Source organism: Curtobacterium sp. MCLR17_007 (assembly GCF_003234655.2).
Classification (GTDB): domain Bacteria; phylum Actinomycetota; class Actinomycetes; order Actinomycetales; family Microbacteriaceae; genus Curtobacterium.
The window spans coordinates 440,748-462,370 of the sequence record NZ_CP126271.1 but is presented as its reverse complement, the minus strand read 5'-3'; the positions used below and the strand labels follow the sequence as shown (position 1 = coordinate 462,370).

At 72.2% G+C, this 21,623-nt stretch carries 18 protein-coding genes; 12 read left to right on the top strand and 6 right to left on the bottom strand.

Translation table 11 applies throughout. From position 1 onward, the window contains the following. Nucleotides 1–107: 107 nt before the first annotated feature. Nucleotides 108–1,208 (bottom strand): LacI family DNA-binding transcriptional regulator, encoded by a 1,101-nt coding sequence (locus DEJ13_RS02305; protein ID WP_235515509.1) that lies wholly within the window; start codon nucleotides 1,206–1,208, stop codon nucleotides 108–110. 234 nt (nucleotides 1,209–1,442) lie between these two features. Between DEJ13_RS02305 and DEJ13_RS02300 the strand changes: the two genes are divergently transcribed. Beyond that, nucleotides 1,443–1,580, top strand: a complete 138-nt coding sequence (locus tag DEJ13_RS02300) for a hypothetical protein (RefSeq protein ID WP_156463617.1) — start codon at nucleotides 1,443–1,445, stop codon at nucleotides 1,578–1,580. Between the two features lie 120 nt (nucleotides 1,581–1,700). On the opposite strand, the gene DEJ13_RS02295 is transcribed toward DEJ13_RS02300, so the two are convergent. Continuing rightward, the gene (locus DEJ13_RS02295) at nucleotides 1,701–2,402 is read right to left on the bottom strand and encodes a GntR family transcriptional regulator (protein ID WP_111108096.1); all 702 of its coding nucleotides are present in this window, start codon (nucleotides 2,400–2,402) and stop codon (nucleotides 1,701–1,703) included. Between the two features lie 139 nt (nucleotides 2,403–2,541). Between DEJ13_RS02295 and DEJ13_RS02290 the strand changes: the two genes are divergently transcribed. After that, complete coding sequence (locus DEJ13_RS02290) at nucleotides 2,542–3,687, top strand: MFS transporter (RefSeq protein ID WP_111108105.1); 1,146 nt, start codon at nucleotides 2,542–2,544, stop codon at nucleotides 3,685–3,687. 132 nt (nucleotides 3,688–3,819) lie between these two features. Here the strand turns inward: DEJ13_RS02290 and DEJ13_RS02285 are convergent, their stop codons facing one another. Next, entirely contained in the window at nucleotides 3,820–4,968 is a 1,149-nt protein-coding gene (locus tag DEJ13_RS02285) for a baeRF2 domain-containing protein (protein WP_111108095.1), read from the bottom strand. 192 nt (nucleotides 4,969–5,160) lie between these two features. On the opposite strand from DEJ13_RS02285, the gene DEJ13_RS02280 reads away from it, so the two are divergent. The 9 genes from DEJ13_RS02280 (at nucleotide 5,161) to DEJ13_RS02240 (ending at nucleotide 16,141) form a co-directional block, all read left to right on the top strand. Next, on the top strand, nucleotides 5,161–6,525 hold the full coding sequence (locus DEJ13_RS02280; protein ID WP_111108094.1) for an extracellular solute-binding protein: 1,365 nt from the start codon (nucleotides 5,161–5,163) through the stop codon (nucleotides 6,523–6,525). Beyond that, a complete protein-coding gene (locus DEJ13_RS02275) occupies nucleotides 6,522–7,613 on the top strand; it encodes a carbohydrate ABC transporter permease (protein WP_056123406.1) in 1,092 nt (363 codons plus the stop codon). The genes DEJ13_RS02280 and DEJ13_RS02275 overlap by 4 nt, the downstream gene beginning before the upstream one ends. After that, entirely contained in the window at nucleotides 7,610–8,545 is a 936-nt protein-coding gene (locus DEJ13_RS02270; protein WP_056123409.1) for a carbohydrate ABC transporter permease, read from the top strand. The genes DEJ13_RS02275 and DEJ13_RS02270 overlap by 4 nt, the downstream gene beginning before the upstream one ends. Continuing rightward, nucleotides 8,542–11,565, top strand: a complete 3,024-nt coding sequence (locus DEJ13_RS02265; protein WP_111108093.1) for a glycoside hydrolase family 2 TIM barrel-domain containing protein — start codon at nucleotides 8,542–8,544, stop codon at nucleotides 11,563–11,565. The genes DEJ13_RS02270 and DEJ13_RS02265 overlap by 4 nt, the downstream gene beginning before the upstream one ends. 17 nt (nucleotides 11,566–11,582) lie before the next feature. Further along, complete coding sequence (locus DEJ13_RS02260; RefSeq protein WP_111108092.1) at nucleotides 11,583–12,731, top strand: class I SAM-dependent methyltransferase; 1,149 nt, start codon at nucleotides 11,583–11,585, stop codon at nucleotides 12,729–12,731. Between the two features lie 137 nt (nucleotides 12,732–12,868). After that, nucleotides 12,869–13,966, top strand: coding sequence for a glycosyltransferase (locus DEJ13_RS02255; protein ID WP_111108091.1), 1,098 nt, complete (start codon nucleotides 12,869–12,871; stop codon nucleotides 13,964–13,966). Beyond that, a complete protein-coding gene (locus DEJ13_RS02250) occupies nucleotides 13,963–14,418 on the top strand; it encodes a glycosyltransferase family 28 protein (protein ID WP_111108090.1) in 456 nt (151 codons plus the stop codon). The genes DEJ13_RS02255 and DEJ13_RS02250 overlap by 4 nt, the downstream gene beginning before the upstream one ends. Then, a complete protein-coding gene (locus DEJ13_RS02245; RefSeq protein ID WP_146245327.1) occupies nucleotides 14,415–14,936 on the top strand; it encodes a hypothetical protein in 522 nt (173 codons plus the stop codon). The genes DEJ13_RS02250 and DEJ13_RS02245 overlap by 4 nt, the downstream gene beginning before the upstream one ends. After that, the gene (locus DEJ13_RS02240) at nucleotides 14,933–16,141 is read left to right on the top strand and encodes a hypothetical protein (RefSeq protein ID WP_146245326.1); all 1,209 of its coding nucleotides are present in this window, start codon (nucleotides 14,933–14,935) and stop codon (nucleotides 16,139–16,141) included. Before DEJ13_RS02245 ends, DEJ13_RS02240 begins: the two co-directional genes overlap by 4 nt. Before the next feature lie 1,369 nt (nucleotides 16,142–17,510). Here the strand turns inward: DEJ13_RS02240 and DEJ13_RS02235 are convergent. Continuing rightward, nucleotides 17,511–17,933 carry a DUF3151 domain-containing protein gene (locus DEJ13_RS02235; protein ID WP_111108104.1) on the bottom strand — a complete coding sequence of 141 codons (423 nt, stop codon included), beginning with the start codon at nucleotides 17,931–17,933 and terminating at the stop codon, nucleotides 17,511–17,513. Between the two features lie 279 nt (nucleotides 17,934–18,212). On the opposite strand from DEJ13_RS02235, the gene DEJ13_RS02230 reads away from it, so the two are divergent. Then, the gene (locus DEJ13_RS02230; RefSeq protein WP_111108087.1) at nucleotides 18,213–19,793 is read left to right on the top strand and encodes an ABC-F family ATP-binding cassette domain-containing protein; all 1,581 of its coding nucleotides are present in this window, start codon (nucleotides 18,213–18,215) and stop codon (nucleotides 19,791–19,793) included. A gap of 46 nt (nucleotides 19,794–19,839) precedes the next feature. Here the strand turns inward: DEJ13_RS02230 and DEJ13_RS02225 are convergent, their stop codons facing one another. Then, nucleotides 19,840–20,535 (bottom strand): SDR family oxidoreductase, encoded by a 696-nt coding sequence (locus DEJ13_RS02225; protein ID WP_111108086.1) that lies wholly within the window; start codon nucleotides 20,533–20,535, stop codon nucleotides 19,840–19,842. 50 nt (nucleotides 20,536–20,585) lie between these two features. After that, nucleotides 20,586–21,623, bottom strand: a complete 1,038-nt coding sequence (locus DEJ13_RS02220) for a YihY/virulence factor BrkB family protein (RefSeq protein ID WP_111108085.1) — start codon at nucleotides 21,621–21,623, stop codon at nucleotides 20,586–20,588.

Below are 21,623 nucleotides of genomic sequence, written 5' to 3'. Positions count from 1 at the left end.
GGTGCGGGATTGTTTCCTCGCACGAAGCGGGCAGGCTCGCACCAAGACGGAACCTCGCACGGTGCGAGTTTCGCGCACCGGCACCGGCTCGGGCCCCTCCGGCACCGCTACAGCGCCGGCGGGCAACTCTCACGCAGCAGGACCTCGACGGGCAGGCGGACCGACCGCGGCGGCCCGACCGGGTCGTCCAAGCGGTCGACGATCGCCTCGACCGCAGCGCGGCCGAGCGCCCCCATCGGCTGGTGCACGGTCGTCAGCGGCGGCGCCGAGAACCGCCCGGCGTCGATGCCGTCGAACCCCGTCACCACCACGTCCTCCGGAACGCGGAGTCCCGCCGCCCGGACCGCGTCGAGCACCCCCAGCGCCGACTGGTCGTTCGAGCAGACGATCGCCCGCGGCGCCCCGTCGGCCACCAGTCCCACCGCCAGGTCCCGCGCCCGTGCCCGCCCGAAGTCCCCGTGCAGCGTCCGCACCGACGCTGGGTCGACCCCGTGGTCTGCCAGTGCCGCCGCGAAGCCCGTCGCCCGCTCGATGTCGTCGGGCGAGTCGACCGGCCCGGCGACGTAGGCGACCGATCGGATCCCGAGTCGTCCGATGACGTGCGACGCCACGGTCCGCATCCCAGCCGCGTTGTCCACGCTGACCGAGTCGAAGCCGTGCGAGCGCCGGTCGTCCGCCAGGACCACCACCGGGATCCGCCGGGCCACGTGTTCGAGGAGCTCGTCCGGCACCGTCCGCGCCAGCACCGCGAGGCCGTCGACGCGTCCGGCGACGTCGTTCACGATGACGTCGCGCGAGGGACCCCGCCCGGCGGCGACCATGAGCGCCAGGCCGCGCTGCCACGCCTCGGTCTCCGCGCCCCGCAGGACCTCGTCGAAGTACAGGTTCGACGCGAACGGCTGCGTGACGTGCCGGCGGTCGTCGACCACGCGGACCCCGCCGTCGGTCACGAGTCCGGGGCGCTCGTCCGCGACGACGTCGAACCCGGGCAGCAGCAGGCCGACCACGCCGGTGCGCTTGCCCGCGAGTGCCCGGGCGTTGCCGGAGGGGACGTACCCGAGGCTGCGGATCGCGGCCTGCACCCGGTCGCGGGTGCCCTCGCGGACGGCATCGGGGGTGCGCAGCACGCGGGAGACGGTGGCGATCGAGACGCCGGCCGCAGCGGCGACGTCGTAGACCGTGGGAGGTGCCGTGCGCTGCTCGGCCAAGCCGGGCCTCCCGTCCGTCCGCGTCCGAGCCGGAGGCGAGCCACCCCGACAGCGGACCATCCTAGGCACGCCCTCACGACGGACTTCTCCACAGGACACCCCGGACCCTTGCGGGATCCGGACGGACCGGACCACACTGGGGCGACCTCAGTACGTCCCGTGAGGAACCAGGATCAGCGGGCGGTGCCCGCATCACCGCGGGCCACGGCCCGCCTTCGGGAAGGACGACCAGAGATGTCACAGTCGACGCACGCAGGACGACGCGACGCGATCCGCAACAACCGCGACGAAGCCGAGGTGCGCGACGCGCTCCTCGAGCACACCGGCGCGGTCCCGTTGGACGACGGGGACGACGTCACGCGGCTCGAGTAGCGCGGGATCCTCTTCCAGGAGGCCCGGCTCGCCCCTGCAGCGCACGTCGCGGTACGGAGACAGCCGGGCTGACCGCCCGGCGGACCGCTCGGCGGACTGCTCAGCGGACCGCCGGCGGGTTCATCGCTCGGTCGCGCCGATGATCGTCATGCCGGCTCCCCGCAGGCGGCGGCGCTCCTGCGCGATGAAGGCGAGCAACCGGTCGTTGGTGCCGGCCACGTGCGCGGCGAGCAGCGTCGCGGCGTGGTCGGCATCCCCAGCGCGGACGGCGTCGAGGATCGCGCTGTGCTCGTCCCACGCCGCGTCGCGGGCCTCGGGCGTGCGGACCTCGATCCACCGCGTGCGCTCGAGCCGGGTCAGGGCGTCGGTGATGGCGTCGGTGATGAACCGGTTGCCGCCGAGTTGGGCCAGGTCGAGGTGGAACGTCGAGCCCATCCGGATGCCGGACTGCTGGTCGGGTGTGGGGCGGAGCCCGTCCAGGTGCGCGCGGACCTCGGCGAGCTGGTCCTCGGTCGCGCGCTCCACCGCCAGACGTGCTGCGGCGGGCTCCAGCACGCCGCGCAGTTCCGCGAGCGACGCGATCTCGTCGAGGTCGATCGGGGTGACCGTCCACGAACGGCCCTCGTGCAGGATGAGCCCCTCGCGCTCGAGCCGTGACAGCGCCGCACGCACCGGGGTGCGCGAGGCGTGGAACCGTGCCTCGAGACCCCGCTCGGAAATGCGTTCACCCGGTGCGATGTCGAGGGTCAGGATCGCGGCGCGCAGGTTGTCGTAGAGCTGGGCAGTCTGCGACACCGGCGTCTCGTCGATCGGTTCGGTCACGGCAGATCAGCCTAGTGGCGGTGCGGCGCGGATGGTATACCGTTTTGGTATACCAATCAGTTCCGCGACGAAACGACTGCTCGTGACCACCTCGGCTCCCGCCACCCCCGCGACACGCATCCCCACCCGTGCCTGGACGATGCTCGCGCTCGGCGTCGCGGCCCAGGCAGCGGGCACGCTCGTCGTCTCGGCGCCGGCACTGCTCATCCCCTACCTGCACGCCCAGGGCACCCCGCTCGCCCTGGCCGGCGTGCTCGCCGCGGCGCCGACGTTCGGCATGGTGCTGACGCTCATCGCCTGGGGCGCGCTGACCGACCGGGTCGGCGAGCGCGTCGTCATCGCCGGCGGCCTGGTGCTGACCACCCTGGCGGTCGTCGCGGCGTGGGTCGCCGCCGGTGATCCGGTCCTGCTCGGACTGGCCTTCCTGGCCGCCGGCATGACGAGCGCCTCGACGAACGCCGCCAGTGGTCGCGTGGTCGTGGGGTGGTTCCCGAAGGAGCGTCGCGGCCTGGCGATGGGGATCAGGCAGATGTCGCAGCCGCTCGGGGTCACGCTGGCGGCGGTCACCGTGCCGCAGTTCGCCGAGGCGTCGGGCATCCGGGCCGCGCTCGTGCTGCCGGTGGTGCTCTGCGCGGTGCTCGCGGTGCTGTGCGCGATCGGCATCGCGAACCCGCCTCGGCTCGCTCGCGGGAGCGCGCCGGCGGCGGCCACGGCGAACCCCTACCGGACGAACGGCTTCCTGTGGCGGGTGCACGCCGTGTCGGTCCTGCTCGTGGTCCCGCAGTTCACGCTGTCGACCTACGGCCTGGTCTGGCTGGTCGGGCTCGGGTGGTCGACGCCCGCGGCCGGCCTGCTCGTCGGGGCGTCCCAGTTCGTCGGGGCGATCGGGCGGATCCTGGTGGGCGGGTGGAGCGACCGCGTGGGCTCCCGGGTCGGGCCGCTGCGAATCGTGGCGGTCAGCGCGGCGGTCGTGATGGCGGTGCTGGCGGCGGTGGACGCCACCCACCTGGCCGGGGCGGCGGTGTTCCTCGTGGTGGCGACGAGCGTCACGGTCGCGGACAACGGGCTGGCGTACACCTCGGTGGCCGAGGCAGCGGGGCCGTTCTGGTCGGGTCGGGCGCTGGGCGCGCAGAACACCGGGCAGTTCCTGGCGGCGAGCGCCGTGGGTCCGGGCATCGGGGCCCTGGTCGGGGCACTCGGCTTCGCGGCGTCGTTCGGCATCGTGGCGGTGTTGCCCCTGCTGGCGCTGCCCCTGGTCCCCCGCGCCGATCGCTCCCACGACTGACGCGCGCTCGTTCGATCCCACACCGTCCGCAACGGGAGGTCGAATCGCGCGTCGGCAGCGGGAAGACCCGACCGACAACGCGCGATTCGACCTCCTGCGGGGATTCCGGCGGGCGCAGGGCCGACCCGCGGCTCAGGCCGGCACGGTCGGGCCCACCGGCCACCGCAGCAGCGCCGCTGCAGCCGCACCCCCGGGCAACGACGCCGCGTTGACGAGCACGAGCTCGGCGTCCGTCAGCACCGCGGCACGCACCAGCGCACACACGGCGGGCACGGGGCCGATCACCGGGACGCCGGCGGCCTGTTCGGGCGCGGTCGCGACCCACGGCGCGGACCCGAGTGCCAGCAGCGTGCGGTCGCCGATGGCCACCGCGTCGAGGGCGATCGTCGCGCCCTGGGCCTGCTGCAGCGCCTCGACGACGGGGCCCAGCCCGGTGACGGCCTGGTTGTCACCGCGCCCGACGTGGGTGCGGAGCAGGTCCTCGAGGTCGTGGCGGTGCGTGGCGATGACCCGGGCCAGGGCGACGCGGGTGTGGTCGCCGAGGACGGTCTCGTCGAACCCGCCGCCGGGGACCTCGCTGACGAGCTTCCGCGCCTCGGCGGACAGCTTCTCGAGCAGCATCGGTCGGGCCTGCGAGTCGCCGGCCACCACGATGAGCGCCGGGCTCAACCGGGCGACGGCCTTGTCGATCGCCGTGGCGACCTCGGCCGTGTTCTGGCGCCAGACCTCCTCGGTCCGACTCTGCCACCGCGGCTGCTTCCAGTCGCCGAACCCGCCCTTGACCTTGTGCTGGTCGAAGGTCTCGCCGTCGACCCGCACCTCGTCGTCGGCGGTCGCGGGGTGCCCGAGCTTGAACGCGCGGTAGCCGCCGCCGTCCTTGCCGACCTGGACGACCAGGAAGGGCAGCTCGATCGGTCGGTGCGCGACGAGCGGCACCAGGTCGGGGACGGCCCCGGCGCCGATGGACTCGGACGCCTGCATCGGCCCGGGCAGGACCTCGCTGAGCACGAGTTCGCCGTCGTGCACGAGCACGTACCGCGCGACGGGCGACGGCACCCCGGGGGTGTCCTCGAGCTCTCCGGCGATGACGTCGACGGCGGTGGTGTCCGACCCGGAGGCCCGGAGCGACTCCTCGACACCGCGGAGCTTCAGTGCGGCCTGCCGGCGCGGGTCCTCGACGTTCCCGGAGGCGTCGACGTAGGCCCAGGCCCAGGTCCCCCCGCGCTCCAGACGATGGCCCAGGGTCCGGTGCAGTTCGTTCGTGGCGTTCGTCGACGTCATGGCAGCTCCTTCGGTAGGACGAAGCAGGAACTCGCCGAGCCCCTGCGCTCTCACGTTCCGACCACGATCCACCCTCACGGGGCGGCGCGCGCGCAGGTCGGAGCGAACACCCAGTCCCGAAATCGCAGTACCGCTCGGTTTTGTGCCAGGCTGGGCGGGCAACCCGCTCGCCGACGAACCGAGGTGCAGGCAATGACGCCCACGAACACACGAGGACCCCTGACGAGACGACAGCTGTTCGGCTTCGGGATCGGCGCTGCGGCGACCGGTCTGCTGGCCGGCTGTGCGGTCCCGGGGTCGACCAACGTCAACAAGGCCGCGCTCGTGCCGGCCGCAGCGGGCGGCGAGACCGTCACGCTGACCTACTGGGCCTGGCTCAAGGACCTGCAGAAGGTCTGCGATGTCTGGAACGCGAAGAACCCGAGGATCCAGGTGCAGGCCAACTGGATCCCCGGTGGCAACTCCGGCGGGTACCAGAAGATGTACTCCGCGCTCGCGGCCGGCGGCGGCCCCGACATCGGGCAGGTCGAGCTCCGGCAGATCCCCGAGTTCATGCTGGCCAACGGCCTGGTCGACCTGGCCCGCTACGGCGCGAAGGACTTCCAGTCGAAGTACGACGAGGCCGCCTGGGCCCAGGTCGAGTTCGTCGACGGCGTCTACGGCATCCCGCAGGACACCGGCCCCATGGGGTTCTACTACCAGACCGCGATCCTCGAGCAGGCCGGCGGCGAACCCCCGTCGACGTGGGACGAGTGGAAGGTGCTGTCCGACAAGGTCCGGAAGACGGGCAAGCAGAACTACCTCGAGGTGTTCCCGGTCGCAGACGCCTCGCCCTTCGCCGCCTACGCCCAGCAGGCCGGCGCCCGGTGGTTCAAGGTCGACGGTGACGAGTGGGTCGTGGACATGACCGACGACGCCACGCTGAAGGTCGCCGACTTCTTCGACGGCTGCATCGACGACGACCTGGTCGACACCAGCGCCGGCGCCTACTCCCCCGGCTGGTACGCCGCGTGCGCCAGCGGCCGGATCGCCGCGGTGACGAGCGCGAGCTGGGGCGACGCCCTGATCGAGTCGATCCAGGGTGGCAAGGGCAAGTGGAAGGTCGCCCCCATGCAGAAGTGGGACGCGTCCGGCTTCGGCTCGAGCGCGATCGGCGGCTCGAGCGCCGCGGTCCTGGCGAACGCGAAGCACCCGAAGGAAGCCCTCGAGTTCATCACCTGGATGACGACCTCGAAGGACGGCATCGACGCGATGATCAAGTACTGCGGCATCGGCTGGTCCCCCGCGACGGACTACATCGGCGCCCAGCGCGAGAAGCCCTCCGCGTGGTTCTCCGGCCAGAACTACAACGAGGACGTCTTCGTCCCCGCGGCCAAGGAGCAGAACGTCGACTGGTCGTGGTCGCCCGTGACGCAGTCGGCGTTCACGTCGCTGCAGAACCAGTTCCGCCGCAAGATCACCGGCAACCTCAAGCTCTCGGACGCCGTCGAGCTGGCCCAGGCCGAGATCGTCCAGTCCTTCAAGGACAAGGGCCTCAGCGTCAGGACGGCACGATGACCCAGGACACGGCGACCAAGCCGACCTTCCGCACCGGCACCAAGGCCACGCGCGCGCAGCAGCGTGCACCGTGGGTGCTGCTCGCGCCGTTCCTGGCGCTCTTCGTGCTGACGTTCATCATCCCGATCATCAGCGCCCTGTTCCAGAGCTTCACCACCGTCGACCGCAAGGGCCTGTTCGGCGAGGACGGCGTGACGGGCCGGTTCGCCGGGTTCGACAACTACGTCACCGCGCTCAACGACTCGGGCTTCGTCGCCTCGATCGGCCGCATGCTGCTGTTCGGCATCGTCCAGGTGCCGGTGATGATCATCGCGTGCACCATCCTGGCGCTGCTGCTCGAGTCGGCGAGCGCCCGCTGGCCGGGCTTCTTCCGGGCGATCTACTTCATGCCGTACGGGGTCCCGGGCGTCATCGCGACGATCCTCTGGTCGTTCCTGTACGTGCCCGGGCTGTCCCCGATCGTGTCGCTGCTGCAGTCGATGGGGCTGCAGCCGGACTTCCTCGGCGCCAACAGCGTGCTGTGGTCGATCGCGAACATCGTCACGTGGACGTACACCGGCTACAACATGCTCATCATCGTGGCGCAGCTGAAGTCGATCCCCGGCGAGGTCTACGAGGCCGCCAAGATGGACGGCGCCGGCCCGTTCCAGGTCGCGTGGCGCATCCAGATCCCGCTGATCGCACCCGCGCTGGTGCTGACGACGGTGTTCTCGATCATCGGCACCCTGCAGCTCTTCGCCGAGCCACAGATCCTGTCGACGGTCGCCCCGGCGATCGACACCGAGTACACGCCGAACTACGCCGCGTACACGAACGCGTTCGCGTTCAACGAGTACGGCGTCGCGAGTGCACAGGCGGTCATCATCGCCCTGGCCGCCTTCATCCTGTCGTTCGCGTTCCTGGCGCTGACGAACCGGGCACCGAAGAACGAGCGCGACCAGCGCAAGCGGGCCAGGCGGGACGGCCAGGAGGCCCGGCGCGCGCTCCAGACGCGCGCATCCGCCGTCCGTCCGGTCACCAACCAAGCCGACCAGGGCCTCCCGGCCAGGTCCGGTCAGCAGCACGGAACGCAGGGGGCGGAAGCATGACCAGTGAAGCGATCCAGGCGCCAGCGACCGCGCAGAGCGCGCCGCCCGTCGACACCACGTCGATCTCGTCGCACCAGCGCCGCCGACTCGACCGCTCCGGCAAGTCGCAGATCGTGGTGACGGGGATCCTGGTCATCGTCGCGATCTACTTCCTGGTGCCGCTGTACTGGGTGGTCATCGCCGCCACGAAGACGACCGGCGCGCTGTTCGCGACGAACGGCTTCTGGTTCGGCGGCGACTTCGCCCTGTTCAGCAACCTCCAGCAGGTGTTCACGTACGACGGCGGGATCTTCGTCCGCTGGATCGCGAACAGCATCCTGTACTCGGGCGTCGGTGCGGTCCTGGCGACGTACTTCGCCGCCGCCGGCGGGTACGCCCTGGCCAAGTACGAGTTCCGCGGACGACAGCTGGTGTTCGGGACGATCCTCGGCGGTGTGCTCGTGCCGGGCACGGCGACGGCGCTGCCGCTGTTCCTGCTGTTCTCGACGATGGGCCTGACCGACACGTACTGGAGCGTGCTCATCCCGAGCCTGGTCTCGCCGTTCGGCCTGTTCCTGTGCCGGGTGTACGCGGCGGCCTCGGTCGACACGGCGCTCATGGAGTCCGCTCGACTCGACGGTGCCAGTGAGCTGCGGATCTTCCACACCATCGTGCTGCGGCAGCTGACCCCGGCGCTGGTGACCGTGTTCCTGTTCCAGGTCGTCGGCATCTGGAACAACTTCTTCCTGCCGCTGATCATGCTGGCGGACCAGAAGCTGTACCCGATCACACTGGGACTCAACAACTGGCGGGCCCAGGTCGACCGACTGCCGGAGTTCTACCAGCTCACCACCGGCGGGGTGCTCGTCTCGGTCATCCCGCTCGTCATCGCCATCATCGTCCTGCAGCGCTTCTGGCGCGGGGGCCTCACGGAAGGATCGGTCAAGGGTTGACCAACGCCGCCATCGACGACCTGCACGCCACCACGCCGGGTTCGGCGTCCCGACTGGCACCCCGTGCCTGGTTGCACACGGACGCTCCCGCCCTGTCACTGAACGGGGAGTGGGACTTCCGCTGGTCGCCGGTGGCGGACGTCCCGCTGCCGGGCGCCGACGCCGACTGGGGCACGATCCCGGTGCCGGCGCACTGGGTGCTCCACGGGCACGGCTCGCCGAGCTACACGAACCTGCAGTACCCGTTCCCGATCGACCCGCCACACCCGCCGGAGGAGAACCCGACCGGCGACTACCGGCGCACGTTCGCGGTCCCGACGACGTTCGACGCCGCCGGCCGGGTGCTGCTGCGCTTCGACGGGGTCGAGTCGCACTTCCGGGTGTGGCTGAACGACGCGCTCGTCGGGTGGAGCACCGGGTCGCGTCTGGCGACCGAGTTCGACGTGACCGAGCTGCTGCGGCCCGGGACGAACGAGCTCCGCGTCCGGGTGCACCAGTGGTCGGCGGCCTCGTACCTCGAGGACCAGGACCAGTGGTGGCTCCCTGGCATCTTCCGCGACGTCACGCTGCTCGCACGGCCCACGGCGCCGATCGACGACGTCTTCGTGCGCGCCGGCTGGACCGCCACGCTCGGTGACGCCGCCTCGGCGGGCACCGCGGCCTCGGGTCGTCCGTCCACCGGGACCGGCACGATCTCGTTCCCCACGCTCGACGCGGTGTTCCCGGTGCGGTTCGCCGTGCCGGACCTGGGCGTCGACGTGACCTGGGCGTCGACCGACGACGTGCAGCCGATCGCGGTCGAGGGCGTCGACCCGTGGAGCGCCGAGCTGCCGCGGCTGTACGACGCGACGCTGTCCTCGGGCACCGACGCGGGCGGCACCGCAGGCGGGGAGACCGTCACCCTGCGGCTCGGGTTCCGCAGCGTCCGCATCGAGGGCGACCGGTTCCTGGTCAACGGCGAGCGCGTCGTGTTCCACGGTGTGAACCGCCACGAGACCCACCCGGAGCGCGGTCGCGTGTTCGACGAGGCCCATGCCCGTGCGGACATGGCGCTGATGAAGCGCAACAACGTCAACGCGATCCGGACCTCGCACTACCCGCCGCACCCACGCGTGCTGGACCTGGCGGACGAGCTCGGCTTCTGGGTCATCCTGGAGTGCGACCTCGAGACCCACGGGTTCCTGTTCGTCGGGTGGCAGGGCAACCCCTCCGACGACCCCGCGTGGGAGGACGCCTACCTCGACCGCATCGCGCGCACCGTCGAGCGGGACAAGAACCACGCGTCCATCGTGATGTGGTCCCTCGGCAACGAGTCCGGCACCGGGCGCAACCTGGCCGCGATGTCGAACTGGGTACACCGCCGCGACGACGAGCGCCCCGTCCACTACGAGGGCGACTACACGGGCGAGTACACCGACGTGTACTCGCGGATGTACCCGACGCTGCAGGAGACCGAGTCGATCGGCGGCGGCACTGCGACCCCGCTGCTCGGGTGCGGTCCGGCCGAGGCGGCCCGGCAGCGCTCGAAGCCGTTCATCCACTGCGAGTACGTGCACGCGATGGGCAACGGCCCCGGACAGATCGCCGAGTACGAGGCCCTGGTTGATCGGTACCCGCGCCTGCACGGCGGCTTCGTGTGGGAGTGGCGCGACCACGGCCTGCTCACCCACACGCCCGACGGCACGCCCTTCTACGGGTACGGCGGCGACTTCCACGAAGTCGTCCACGACGGCAACTTCGTGATGGACGGCCTGGTGCTGCCCGACGACACCCCGACGCCGGGGCTGGCGGAGTTCGCGGCCGTCGTGGCCCCGATCCGGATGTCGCTCGGCACGACGACGGTCCTGGTCGAGAACCGCTTCCACTCGGCGTCAACCGCCGGGCTGCGGTTCCGGTGGACCCTGTCGCGCAACGGCGTCGTCGAGCACGAGGGACGGCTCGCCCCCGGGGTCGTCGCCGCGCGGGAGTCGGCCACCGTGCCGGTCCCGACCGAGGTGCTCGAGGCCGCAGCCGGGCCGATCGCGCCCGGGGAGGAGCTCTGGCTCGACGTCGTCGCGGAGCTCGCCGGGCCGACGGCCTGGGCGGACACCGGCCACGTCGTCGCGCGCGCCCAGACGCTCGTCGCGTCGCGCGAGGCGGAGGCCCCACGCGCCTCCCGGCAGGGCTGGGACGGCGACCGCCTGGGCGACGCGACCTTCACCGAGCGCGGGGACCTGTCCAGCTGGAAGGGACAGGACGTGGCGGGCCCCCGTCTGGAGCTCTGGCGTGCACCGACCGACAACGACCGGCTCGCGTCCCAGGGCGGCTACGAGACCGCCGACCCGGTGCTGACGCACGGCGTCGGCGACCCGTCCGCGCCGGCATCCGCGACGAAGTGGCTCGCGCACGGGCTCGACCGGTTGACGCACCGTCTGGTGCACGTCGAACGGTCCGAGCACGGGCTGGTGCAGCGCGTCCGCGTCGCGGCGGCGAACAGCGGTGCCGGTGTGGACGTGACGCACCGGTGGACGCTGACCGACGACGGGCTGCTGCTCGACACCACGGCCGTCCCGTTCGGCGAGTGGGGCATCACCTGGCCGCGGATCGGTGTCCGCATCGACCTGCCGGCGTCCCTGGTGGACGAGTCGGCGGAGTGGTTCGGGACGGGGCCGCTCGAGTCGTACGCGGACTCGTCGCACGCGGCGCACGTCGGCGTCTTCGGATCACCGGTGTCGCTGCTGACGGCGAACTACTCGCGACCGCAGGAGTCCGGGCACCGACCGGACCTCCGTACGCTGCGGGTCGGTCCGTTCACGGTGTCGTCCGTCGGCGCGCGGCGGACCGGGTTCACGCTGACTCCGTGGACCGCGCAGCAGGTCGCCCGGGCCGGCCACCCGTACGAGCTGCCGACGCCGGACGCCACCTACCTGTACCTCGACGCCGCGCAGCACGGCCTGGGCTCGCGTGCGTGCGGTCTGGACGTGCTGCCGGAGCACCAGCTCTGGCCGGCGACGACGGCGTGGACGGTGCTCCTGGGCTGACTGGGTAGGTTGGGCGGATGCCCACGTTCGACTTCGCCGCGGTGTTCCGGCGCGACCCCGATGCCGACGAGCCCGACCTCGTCACCATCGACGGCACCGACCGGTTCCTGCTGGACGAGGCGCCGCACGTGCACGGGGACGCGCTCCGGCAGCCGGGCGAGGTCGCGGTCGTCGACGATCGCAACGGCGTCCTGACCCTGGGGCTGCTCACCGTGCACGGCGCCGCCGACGTCCGGGTCGTACAGGACTCCCTGACCGCCGAACGTGCCCTCGAAGCGAACGCGGGCACGTTCGGGCGGCGCGGGTTCCACCACCCGGACTCGCTGCAGGACGCCTTCCGCGACGTCCGGCTCGTGCTGCTCCGGCTGTCCAAGTCCCTCGACCGGCTCGACGAGGTGGCGCGGGCCGTCGCCCGCTTCGCTGCCCCGGACGTGGTGCTGCTGTGCGGCGGGCAGACGAAGCACATGACGCTGTCCCAGAACGACGTCCTCCGGCGGTCCTTCGGCGACGTCGTCGCGACCCGTGGGCGCGGGAAGTCCCGGCTGCTCGTCGCGCAGGACCCGCTGCAGGCCGCCGCGAACCGGGCGGCGCTGACCTCGCCGTGGCCGAAGCACGTGCACGTCGACGAACTCGGGCTCACGCTCGTCGCGCATGGCGGGGTGTTCGCCGGGGCGTCGCTCGACCTCGGCACGCGGGTGTTGCTCGACGTGGTGGACCAGGCCGTGCCGACCGCCCGCGTGGCCGTCGACATGGGCTGCGGGAACGGCGTGGTCGCCACGGTCCTCGCCCGTCGCCGTCCGGCACTCAAGGTGGTCGCGACGGACGTGTCCGCCATCGCGGTCGCCTCGACCAGGGCCACCGCCCTCGTGAACGGCGTCGACGACCGGGTCCGCGTCCTGCGGACCGACGCGGGCGACGAGCTCGACGCCGGGTCAGCGCAGCTGGTGGTGTGCAACCCGCCGTTCCACGCGGACAGCGCGGTGTCCACCGACGCAGCCGAGGCGATGTTCCGGAACGCAGCGACGATCCTGCAGGCCGGCGGTGAGCTGTGGTGCGTCTGGAACTCGCACCTGCGTTACCGGCCGGTGCTCGAGCGGATCGTCGGTGAGACGCGGCAGGTCACCCGCACCCCGAAGTACACCGTCACCGCGTCGCGGGCTCGCTGAGCGCCCGTCACGACCCCCGGCCCACAGCGGCGTCCGCTCCTCGGAGTGGGCGCCGCTTCGGCTTGCGGGGGCGACACCCCTTCCGTATTCGATATTCAAGCGTGTAATATGTGAATACCGATCACCCGGAGGGCCCCATGTCAGCATTCGTCTTCGTCCAGCCACATCTGCGGTTCGGCGGCGCGGAACGTCAGACGGTCTCCGTCGCGAACGCGCTCGTCGAGCGGGGCCACGACGTGTCGCTCGTGCTGCACACCGGGACCGGCGGTCTCGTCCCGACCCTGGACACGCGCGTGCGGGTCCACGCCCTGGGGCTCGAGAGCCACCTGGCCACCCCCGAGGTCGCCCGGCGGCTCCTCGCTGTCCTGCGACGCATGCGCCCGTCGTTCGTCGTGGTCAAGCTGTGGTCGTCGATCCTCGCCTGCGCCATGATCGACCAGCTGCCGGCGCTCCGGCACCACGTGGTCAACCACTGCGAGGACCTCGACCCGCGCGACCACGCCTCGTACATCCGGTTCGGCCGCGTCAAGCAGCACCTCATCCGTCAGGTGTTCCGGTCACGCCCGCTCCTCTCGGCCAACACGGAGACCGTGGCCTCGTCGATGGTCGACGTCTACGGGCTCCGTCGCCGTCCAGCCGTCATCCCGAGCACGATCGACCCCGTGGCCGTGCGTCGGCTGGCGGCCGAAGCCCCCGTCGACCGCGACGGCACCTTCACGGTCGCGTCCGTCGGCAGCCTCATCCCCCGCAAGGGCCTCGACGTGACGTGGCAGGCGCTCGAACGCCTCGGTGCCCCGGTGCGCTGGCGCGTCGTCGGCGAGGGCCCCCTCGCCCGCGAGCTCTCCCGTCGGGCGACGCAGTCCGGGCACGTGCGTGTCGAGGTCGAGGGCGGCCGGGCCAACCCCTACGGTTCGATGGCCGCGGCCGACGTCCTCGTCCACAGCGCCCGCAGCGAGGCATGGGGCATCGTCCTCCTCGAGGCGATGGCCGTCGGCACCCCGGTCATCGCGGCCGAGGCGATCGGCCCGGCTGAGATGCGTCGATCCCTCGGTGACCGCCCCGAGCTCCTGCGCACCGTCCCCGTCGGCGACGTCGACGCCCTGACGGACGCCATCGCCGCCGCGCGCACGGCACCACGGCCACCTCTCCGGGACTTCGACGACCACATCAGCCCGTTCACCGTGGACACCGCGGTGACGATGTGGGAAGCGCGCGCCGCCGAGGCCGGCCGATGACCCGGGTGCTCTTCGTCTGCAGCAGCGGCGGACACCTCGACCAACTGCTCGCCCTCATGCCTGCGCCGGACGACGTCGACGTGGCGTTCGCGACCTTCCGCAAGCCGGACGCGCTCCCGAAGCTCGCCGGGTTCCGCGTGCACGGGCTCTTCTGGCCGACGAACCGCAGCATCAAGGCACTCGTCGCGAACCTCGTCATCGCGGTCCGCACCCTGCGCGCCGAGCGCCCGGACCTGGTCGTCAGCAGCGGCGCCGCGGCGGCCGTCCCGTTCTTCTGGGTGGGCAAGGTGCTGTTCCGCACGACCAACGTCTTCGTGGAGTGCGTCGACCGCATCGACAACCCGACGCTCACCGCACGCCTGGTCCGTCCGGTGACCGACCGGTTCATCGCGCAGTGGACCGGGCAACTCGACGGGTTCCCCCGCCGCTCGGTCGTCAGGAGGAGCAAGTGAGGGTCATGGTCTCGGTCGGGACGCACGAGCAGCCGTTCCAGCGGCTGCTCGACGCCGTCGCCGACGCCGTCGTCGCGCGGCCGGAGGACGAATGGGTGGTGCAGTTCGGCGTCGGTCGATGGACCCTCGTCGACGACCGCGTCCGCGCGGCCGACTACCTCGACGCCAGCGCCATGCGTGCGGCGCTGGACTGGGCGGACGTCCTCGTGTCGCAGTCGAGTCCCGGCAACGTGTTCGGCGCGCTCGAGGCGGGGACGTGGCCGATGGTCCTCGGACGCACACCCTCTGCCGGTGAACACGTCGACGACCACCAGGTGCGGTTCGCATCCGCGCTGGTCGAGCTCGGACACGCGACCGACCTCGGGCACGCGGACCGCCTGGTGCCCGCCCTGGCCGCTGAGTCGGCGGCAGGGACACCGGCACGTCGACGACGCATCGAGTCCGCCCTGCGGGTCGCCCGCGACAACGAACGCCGGTTCCGACGCGACGTGTGGACCGTGCTCGGGAGCCTGGCGTGACGAGTGCGGCGCTCCCCGCGCTCCTGCGTCGGGGACTCACCGGGTCGGCGGTCACCGGCATGTCGATCGCCTCGCGCGTTCTGGCACTGCTGCTCCTCGTCCCCGCGGCGCGTCGGTTGTCGATCGAGGAGTTCGGGACGTTCTCGGTCGTGCTCGGCCTCGCGGTCGCCAGTGCGAACCTGGTCGGCTCAGCCCCGTCCGACCTCATCGCGACCTCCGTCGGCACCACGCCCGGTCGGACGTGGTCGCGCGTGACGTGGACCGTCGGCGTGCTCGCGGCGGTGGGCACGGCCCTCGTCGTCGTCGCGCTGGTGGCACCCGGTCCCGCGGCCGTCCCCGCGCTCGGTCTGTCGGTCGGGGTGACCGCAGCGGCGCCGGTGGTGGCGATGAGCCTCCTGCGCGGCCTCGACCGTCCCGTGGTCGGTGCGGCGCTGGCCCTGCTCGTGCTGCCCACAGGCCGCGCCGGTGCCGCGCTCGTCGCCGACGGCACCCTGGCGTCCTTCCTCACCGCGGTCAGCGTCGTCGGTGTCGGCGTGAGCGGACTCGCCTTGCTCGCGGTCGTGCGCGCCCGCCCGTTGCCCGTCACAGGCACCCCGGACCGTCCAGCCGGACGACGTCGCTGGCTCGCGGTCGTGGCCGGAGCCGGTGTGAGCGCGACGTGGTTCGCACTGGGCCAGAGCGGCGTGCTGTGGCTGTCCGCCGTCGCCGGCCCGGAGATCGTCGCGGCTGTCGTCCCGACGATGCGGCTGTGCGAGGCCCTCACCGCCATCGCCATCGGCTACAAGGCGGCGGCCAACCGGATGCTGCAGACCTCGGTCGACGGGCGGTTCCCGCGCGGGAGCCTCGTGTGGTTGGGGACCGCGTTCATCCTCGCGGCGGGCGTCATGTGCGCGGTCGCTCCCGCGCTCGTCCCCGTGGTCTTCGGCCCCGGACTCGGCTTCGCATGGGCGACTGCTCTGCCGCTCATCGGGTCGTCCGCACTCGCTGTCCTCGTCGCTGTGAAGGTACAGCTCCTGTTCGCGGCCCACCACCACGCCCGGATCGCTGTCGCGTCCGCCGGCGCACTCGTCGTCGCGGTCAGTGCCGGCGGCGTGGGCGCGGTGCTCCTGGGCGCCGTCGGGGTCGCGCTGGCGATGCTCCTGACGGTCACGTGCTGGTTCCTCATGCTCACCGTCCCGCGTGGGCCTGCGGTGACACCGTGTTGACCGTCGTCACGCTCCTCAGCCTCGTCGCCGTGTCCGCGGTGGTCCTCACGATGGTCCCGCCGAGCGCACTCCTGCCTGTGGCGCTCGCGGTGACCGTGCTGCTGCCCGTCGGACGGTTGCCGGTTCCCGACGTCCTGACGGTCGTCAGCCCCGCCGCGGTCGTCGTGCTCGTCTGGCTCCTGCGCCGCGACCGCCGTGCCCTCCGACCACCGTCGCGCTCGATCGTGGTGATCGGTGCGTGTGTCGCGGTGTGGCTGGTGGTCGCACTGGTGCTCGGCATCTCGGTGCAGCGCGGCGTGGGCTGGTCGGTGGCGTTCGGCCTGCTGGTCCTGCTGCCCGCACTCGGGCACCGTCTGCCCGCCCACGAGGCGCGCAGTCTCCTCGAGACCTGGGCCGCGCTGAGTGCCGTCCTCGGCGCGTTCGGGATCGTCGAGCGGGTCCTGCGCGCCAACCCGGTCTACGGCCGCGTGTTCGCCAGCGGCGACTACCCGATCGTGCAGTACTGGAGCGACTACCGCATCACGACCACGCTCGGGCACCCGCTCAACAACGCGATGTTCTTCGCCACGGGTGCCGCGATCGCGGTGGGGCTCTACGTGCAGCACGGCCAGCGGCGACAGCTCGTCGCAGCGGCGCTCGCGATGGTCGGGCTCTCGCTCACGATCAGCCGTGGTGGGCTGCTCGCGGTCGCGCTCGGCGTGGCGGTCATCGCCGTCGGACCGGCCCTCGGTCGTGTCGGTCGTGCCCGTCGTGCACGCGGCGCACGGTCGGCGGGGTCGTCGCCGATGCAGCAGGTGAGCGGTCGGCACCTGCTCGCGCTCGTCGGTGTCGGGGTCGGCGTGCTGGTGACCGCGCTGTCGCCCGTGTTCCAGGCCCGCCTGGTGTCCTCGAACGGCGTGGCCTCGGCGCGCGCCCGGGACGAACTCGGTCCCGTCGTGTGGGCCGCCTCCGGCCGGAACGCGCACCTCGGTTCCGGGCCCGGCACGTCGAACCTGCTGCTGCAACGCCTCGGCGTTCCCACGGTCGTCGAGAACTCGTGGTTCCAGCTGCTGCTGAGCATCGGCGTCCCCGGCCTGGTGCTCATCGCCGCCCTCGTCGGCACCGCGGTGTGGATCGCGGTCCGGGGCGGTTCGCTGGCCGCCGCCGCCGGGCTCACCGCACTGGCGACGTCCGCAGCGGGGTTCAACTGGATCGAGAGTGACCGGCCGGGGCTGCTCTTCCTCGGCCTGCTCGTGGCGGCTGCCCTGAGCACCCCAGCGACAGGCAGCACCTCAGGGGCACGCAGCACCTCAGCGGCACGCAGCACACCAGCGGAATGCAACGCGCCGGCGGAATGCACCGCGCCGGCCGTGGGCGGCGCCGGCGCGGACTACCGCCCGCTCAGCGCAGGGATCACCGTGGGGTCAGCCCCGTCCAGGAACACCGTCAGGCGCTCGGGCTCGCCCGGTTCGTCGATCGCGACCGCGGCCCGGCGCAGCGCGAACAGGGAGCGCAGCACCCCGCGGTTCGGCTCGTGCGACCACGGCACCGGTCCGACTCCCCGCCAGCCGGCGCGCCGCAGCGCGTCCAGACCACGGTGGTACCCGACCCGGGCGTAGGCGTAGGACTCAAGCGTCGCGCCGCGGTCCCAGGCCTCGTCGGCCAGGAGCGCCCACGCCAGGCTCGACGACGGGTGCGCCACGACGACGCTCGCGACCGGGGCGTCAGCGGCCAGGGCGGCGTCGACCTCGGGGTCGGCGGGCAGCAGGGTCTCCGGGTTGGCGGACGGGGTCGGCAGCAGGTTCTCGGGCATGACTCCACCCTGTCATGGTCGAGTGCTTGCGTCGCCACCCGACCGCGGCTTACGGTGGATCCACTCCGTCGTGACCGCGGAGCAGCGGGGTGGGAGACCGACCGCCGGTTCGGGTCACGGACACGGGGGGACCCCGACGGAAGAAGACGGATTGCTGTCGATCACCGGTTCTGCTCAGCCCTCGCGCTGACACCGTGATCGCGCGCCCCGTCGGGCGCTCCACCGCACCGCGGTGGGTCGGTGTCGTGCGCCCAGCATCGACACCGGGGAGACACCTCCATGCCCACCAGCCCATCCGTCGTCCTGCACGACCTCAGCTTCACCTGGCCCGACGGCGCCGTCGCGCTCGACCACCTCACCACCGCCTTCGGCTCCGGCCGGACCGGACTGGTCGGGAGGAACGGGGCCGGCAAATCCACGCTCGTCCGGCTGGTCACCGGCCGGCTCCAGCCCACGACGGGCACCGTCACGACGTCGGGTCCCGTCGACCTGCTCCCCCAGCGGCTCGACACCGGTCCCGATGACACGGTCGCCGACCTGCTCGGCGTCGGCCCGCAGCTGCGCGCCCTGCACGCGATCCTGGGCGGCGACGCCGACCCGGCGCACTTCGACGCCCTCGGCGACGCGTGGGACGTCGAGGAGCGCGCGGCCCTGGCCGTCGCCGACCTGGGCATCGGCAGCGACCTGGGCCGACCGGTCGCCACGCTGTCCGGGGGTCAGGCCGTGCTCGTCGCGGTCGCCGGGATCCGTCTCCGCGGACTGCCGATCGCGTTCCTCGACGAACCGACGAACAACCTCGACCGACGTGCACGCGCGATGCTGCTCGACGTGGTCGACGCGTGGCGCGGGACGCTGGTCGTCGTCAGCCACGACCGCGAGCTGCTCGAGCACGTCGACGAGGTGGCGGAGCTGCGCGCCGGCGCGATGACGGTGTTCGGGGGCACGTTCTCGGCCTTCGAGGAGCACCTGGCCGTGCAGCAGGCCGCCGTCGAACGCGAGGTGCGGGTCGCCGCCCAGCGCCACCGGGCCGAGAAACGGCAGCGCATCGAGGCCGAGACGACCATCGCCCGCCGTGCAAAGGCGGGCGAGAAGGCCGGGCGGTCGATGCCCGCGATGTTCCGGAACGAGATGCGCAAGCGCGCCGAGGAGACGGCCGGGCGGCTCCGGACGGGTCATGCCGACGACGAGGCCTCCGCGCTGGCGACCAAGCGCGAGGCCGAACTCCGGCTGCGGGACGACGAGTCGATCCACGTCGAGCTGCCCGACCCGCGGGTGCCGGCGTCACGGCGGATCGCCACGATCACGGTGCGCGGCCGGCAGAGCATCGTGCAGGGGCCCGAGCGGATCGCCGTCGGCGGGGACAACGGTGTCGGCAAGACGACCCTGCTCGAGCAGCTGGTCGGGGACCCCGGCGCGCGGGAGCACCCGCTGCCGGACACCGGAGCCGTCGCCCACGTCGAGCACATCGCCTACCTGCCGCAGCGGAAGGACTCCCTCGACGACGCCGCCACCGTGCTCGAGAACGTCCGGCGCCGGGCCCCCGACGTGTCGACCGGCGAGCTGCGGAACCGGCTCGCGCGGTTCCTGGTGCGTGGGGACACCGTCGACCGCCCCGCCGGTGCGCTGTCCGGCGGGGAGCGCTTCCGCGTCGCCCTGGCCGGGCTGGTGCTGGCGGACCCGCCACCGCAGCTGCTGGTCCTCGACGAGCCCACGAACGACCTCGACCTGACGAGCGTCGACCAGCTGGTGGACGCGCTCGGGGCCTACCGCGGCGCGCTGGTCGTCGTCAGTCACGACGACACGTTCCTGGAGCGCCTCGGGCTCGACGAGCGGATCGAGCTGGGCACGCGGGCCGGGTAGCGGTACCGCGTGGGTCCGGGTTCGGCCGACGGTCGGCGCGCCCGTGTCAGCGCCGACGGGTGGGGCGGATCGAGAGCGTCTCGATCGTGCCCCGCTCGTCCAGGTCGACGACCGTGCGGACGGCGTCGGCGACGTCCTCGGGCGCCAGGTAGTAGGCGGTGTCGTAGTCCTCGCCGAGCTTCTCGACGAGCTGGCGCTGCATGTCCGAGTCCGTCCGCCCCGGGTGCACGCTCGACACCCGCACGCCGTTCGCGCGCTCTTCCTCGCGCAGGGCGTCGGTGACGGCGCGCAGCGCGAACTTCGACGCGCCGTACACGCCACCCCCGGGGCCGCTCACGAAACCGGACCCGGAGTTGATGGTGACGACGATCCCCCGCGCCGCGCGCAGGGCCGGCAGCGCCAGCCGGGTGAGCTCGGCGACGGCGAAGACGTTCGTGGCGAACACGGCCTCCCACGTGGCTCGCGGGGTGTCGGCGATCCGGGTGCCCTGCTCGACCCCGGCGGAGTGCACGAGCACGTCGAGGCGGTCCGGCAGCGGCGGGACCTCGCCCGCGCCGAGGTCCCCGACGAACGGCGAGGCATCGGGCAGCGCGGCCACGACCGCAGCGACGGCGTCGGCCGATCGTCCACCGACGAGCACGTGGTGGGTGCGGCCGAGATCGGCCGCGATCGCGCGGCCGATGCCGCGGGTGGCTCCGGTCACCAGGGCGACCGGACGGACAGGAGGCGGTGCTTGCGTCACGCAGGCCAGCCTACGGAAGCTGCTCCGGGCCTCCTGTCCGGACCCGCTGGTCAGTCCTTCTCGCGACCCGCGGTCTGCCGGATCCTGATGGCCTCGAGCACGTCCTGCGCGTGCTTCTCGTCCTGCTTGTCGATCTGCCGGGTGTCGCGCTCGGGCAGCTGGATGTCCTCCTCCGCGCGGATGCCGGCCTGGAGCTGGCGTCCACGCTCGAGCTCGGCGTCGAACTCGGCGCCGAACAGCAGCGCGTTGTTCGTGATCCAGATCCACAGCAGGAACACGATCACGCCACCGAGCGAGCCGTACGTGGCGTTGTAGTTCGAGAAGTTGCCGACGTAGAACCCGAAGCCGACGCTGGCGATGATCCAGATCAGCAGCGCCAGGATCGAGCCGCCGCTGACCCACTTGAACTTGGGCTGCTTGACGTTGGGTGCCCAGTAGTACAGCACCGCGATGACGACGATGCCGATCACCAACAGGATCGGCCACTGCACGATCGACAGGACGGTGGCGGCAGCCTGACCGAGCCCGATCAGGTCGCCGACACTGCGGGCGAGCGGACCGCTGACCAGTGCGAGCAGCCCCAGCACGAGCATGACGACGGTGAACACCGTCACGCCGAGCATCGTCGGGCGCAGCTTCCAGATCGGACGGCCCTCGCGGACGTTGTAGATGCGGTTCATCGCCCGGCCGAAGGCACCGACGTAGCCCGACGCCGACCAGATCGCGCCGACGATGCCGACGATGAACGTGATCGGTGCCGCGGGCGAGCGGACCAGTCCTTCGACGGGCTTGCGGATCAGGTCCACGACCTGGTTCGACCCGATGTTGCCGACGATCTGCAACAGGGTGTCGATCGTCTTCTGCGGGTCGGACACCAGACCGAGGATCGACACGATCGCCAGCAGGCCGGGGAACAGCGCCAGCACCGTGTAGTAGGTCAGGCTCGCCGCCAGGTCGGTGCACTGGTCGCCGGAGAACTCGCGCAGGGTCTTGCCGAGCGTGTACTTCAGGGTCGGCTTGGTCAGGTCGGTCGGGCTGTCCGGCTTGCGGGAGTCGTCCGCTGCCGGCTTGCCGTGGTCGTCGGCCAT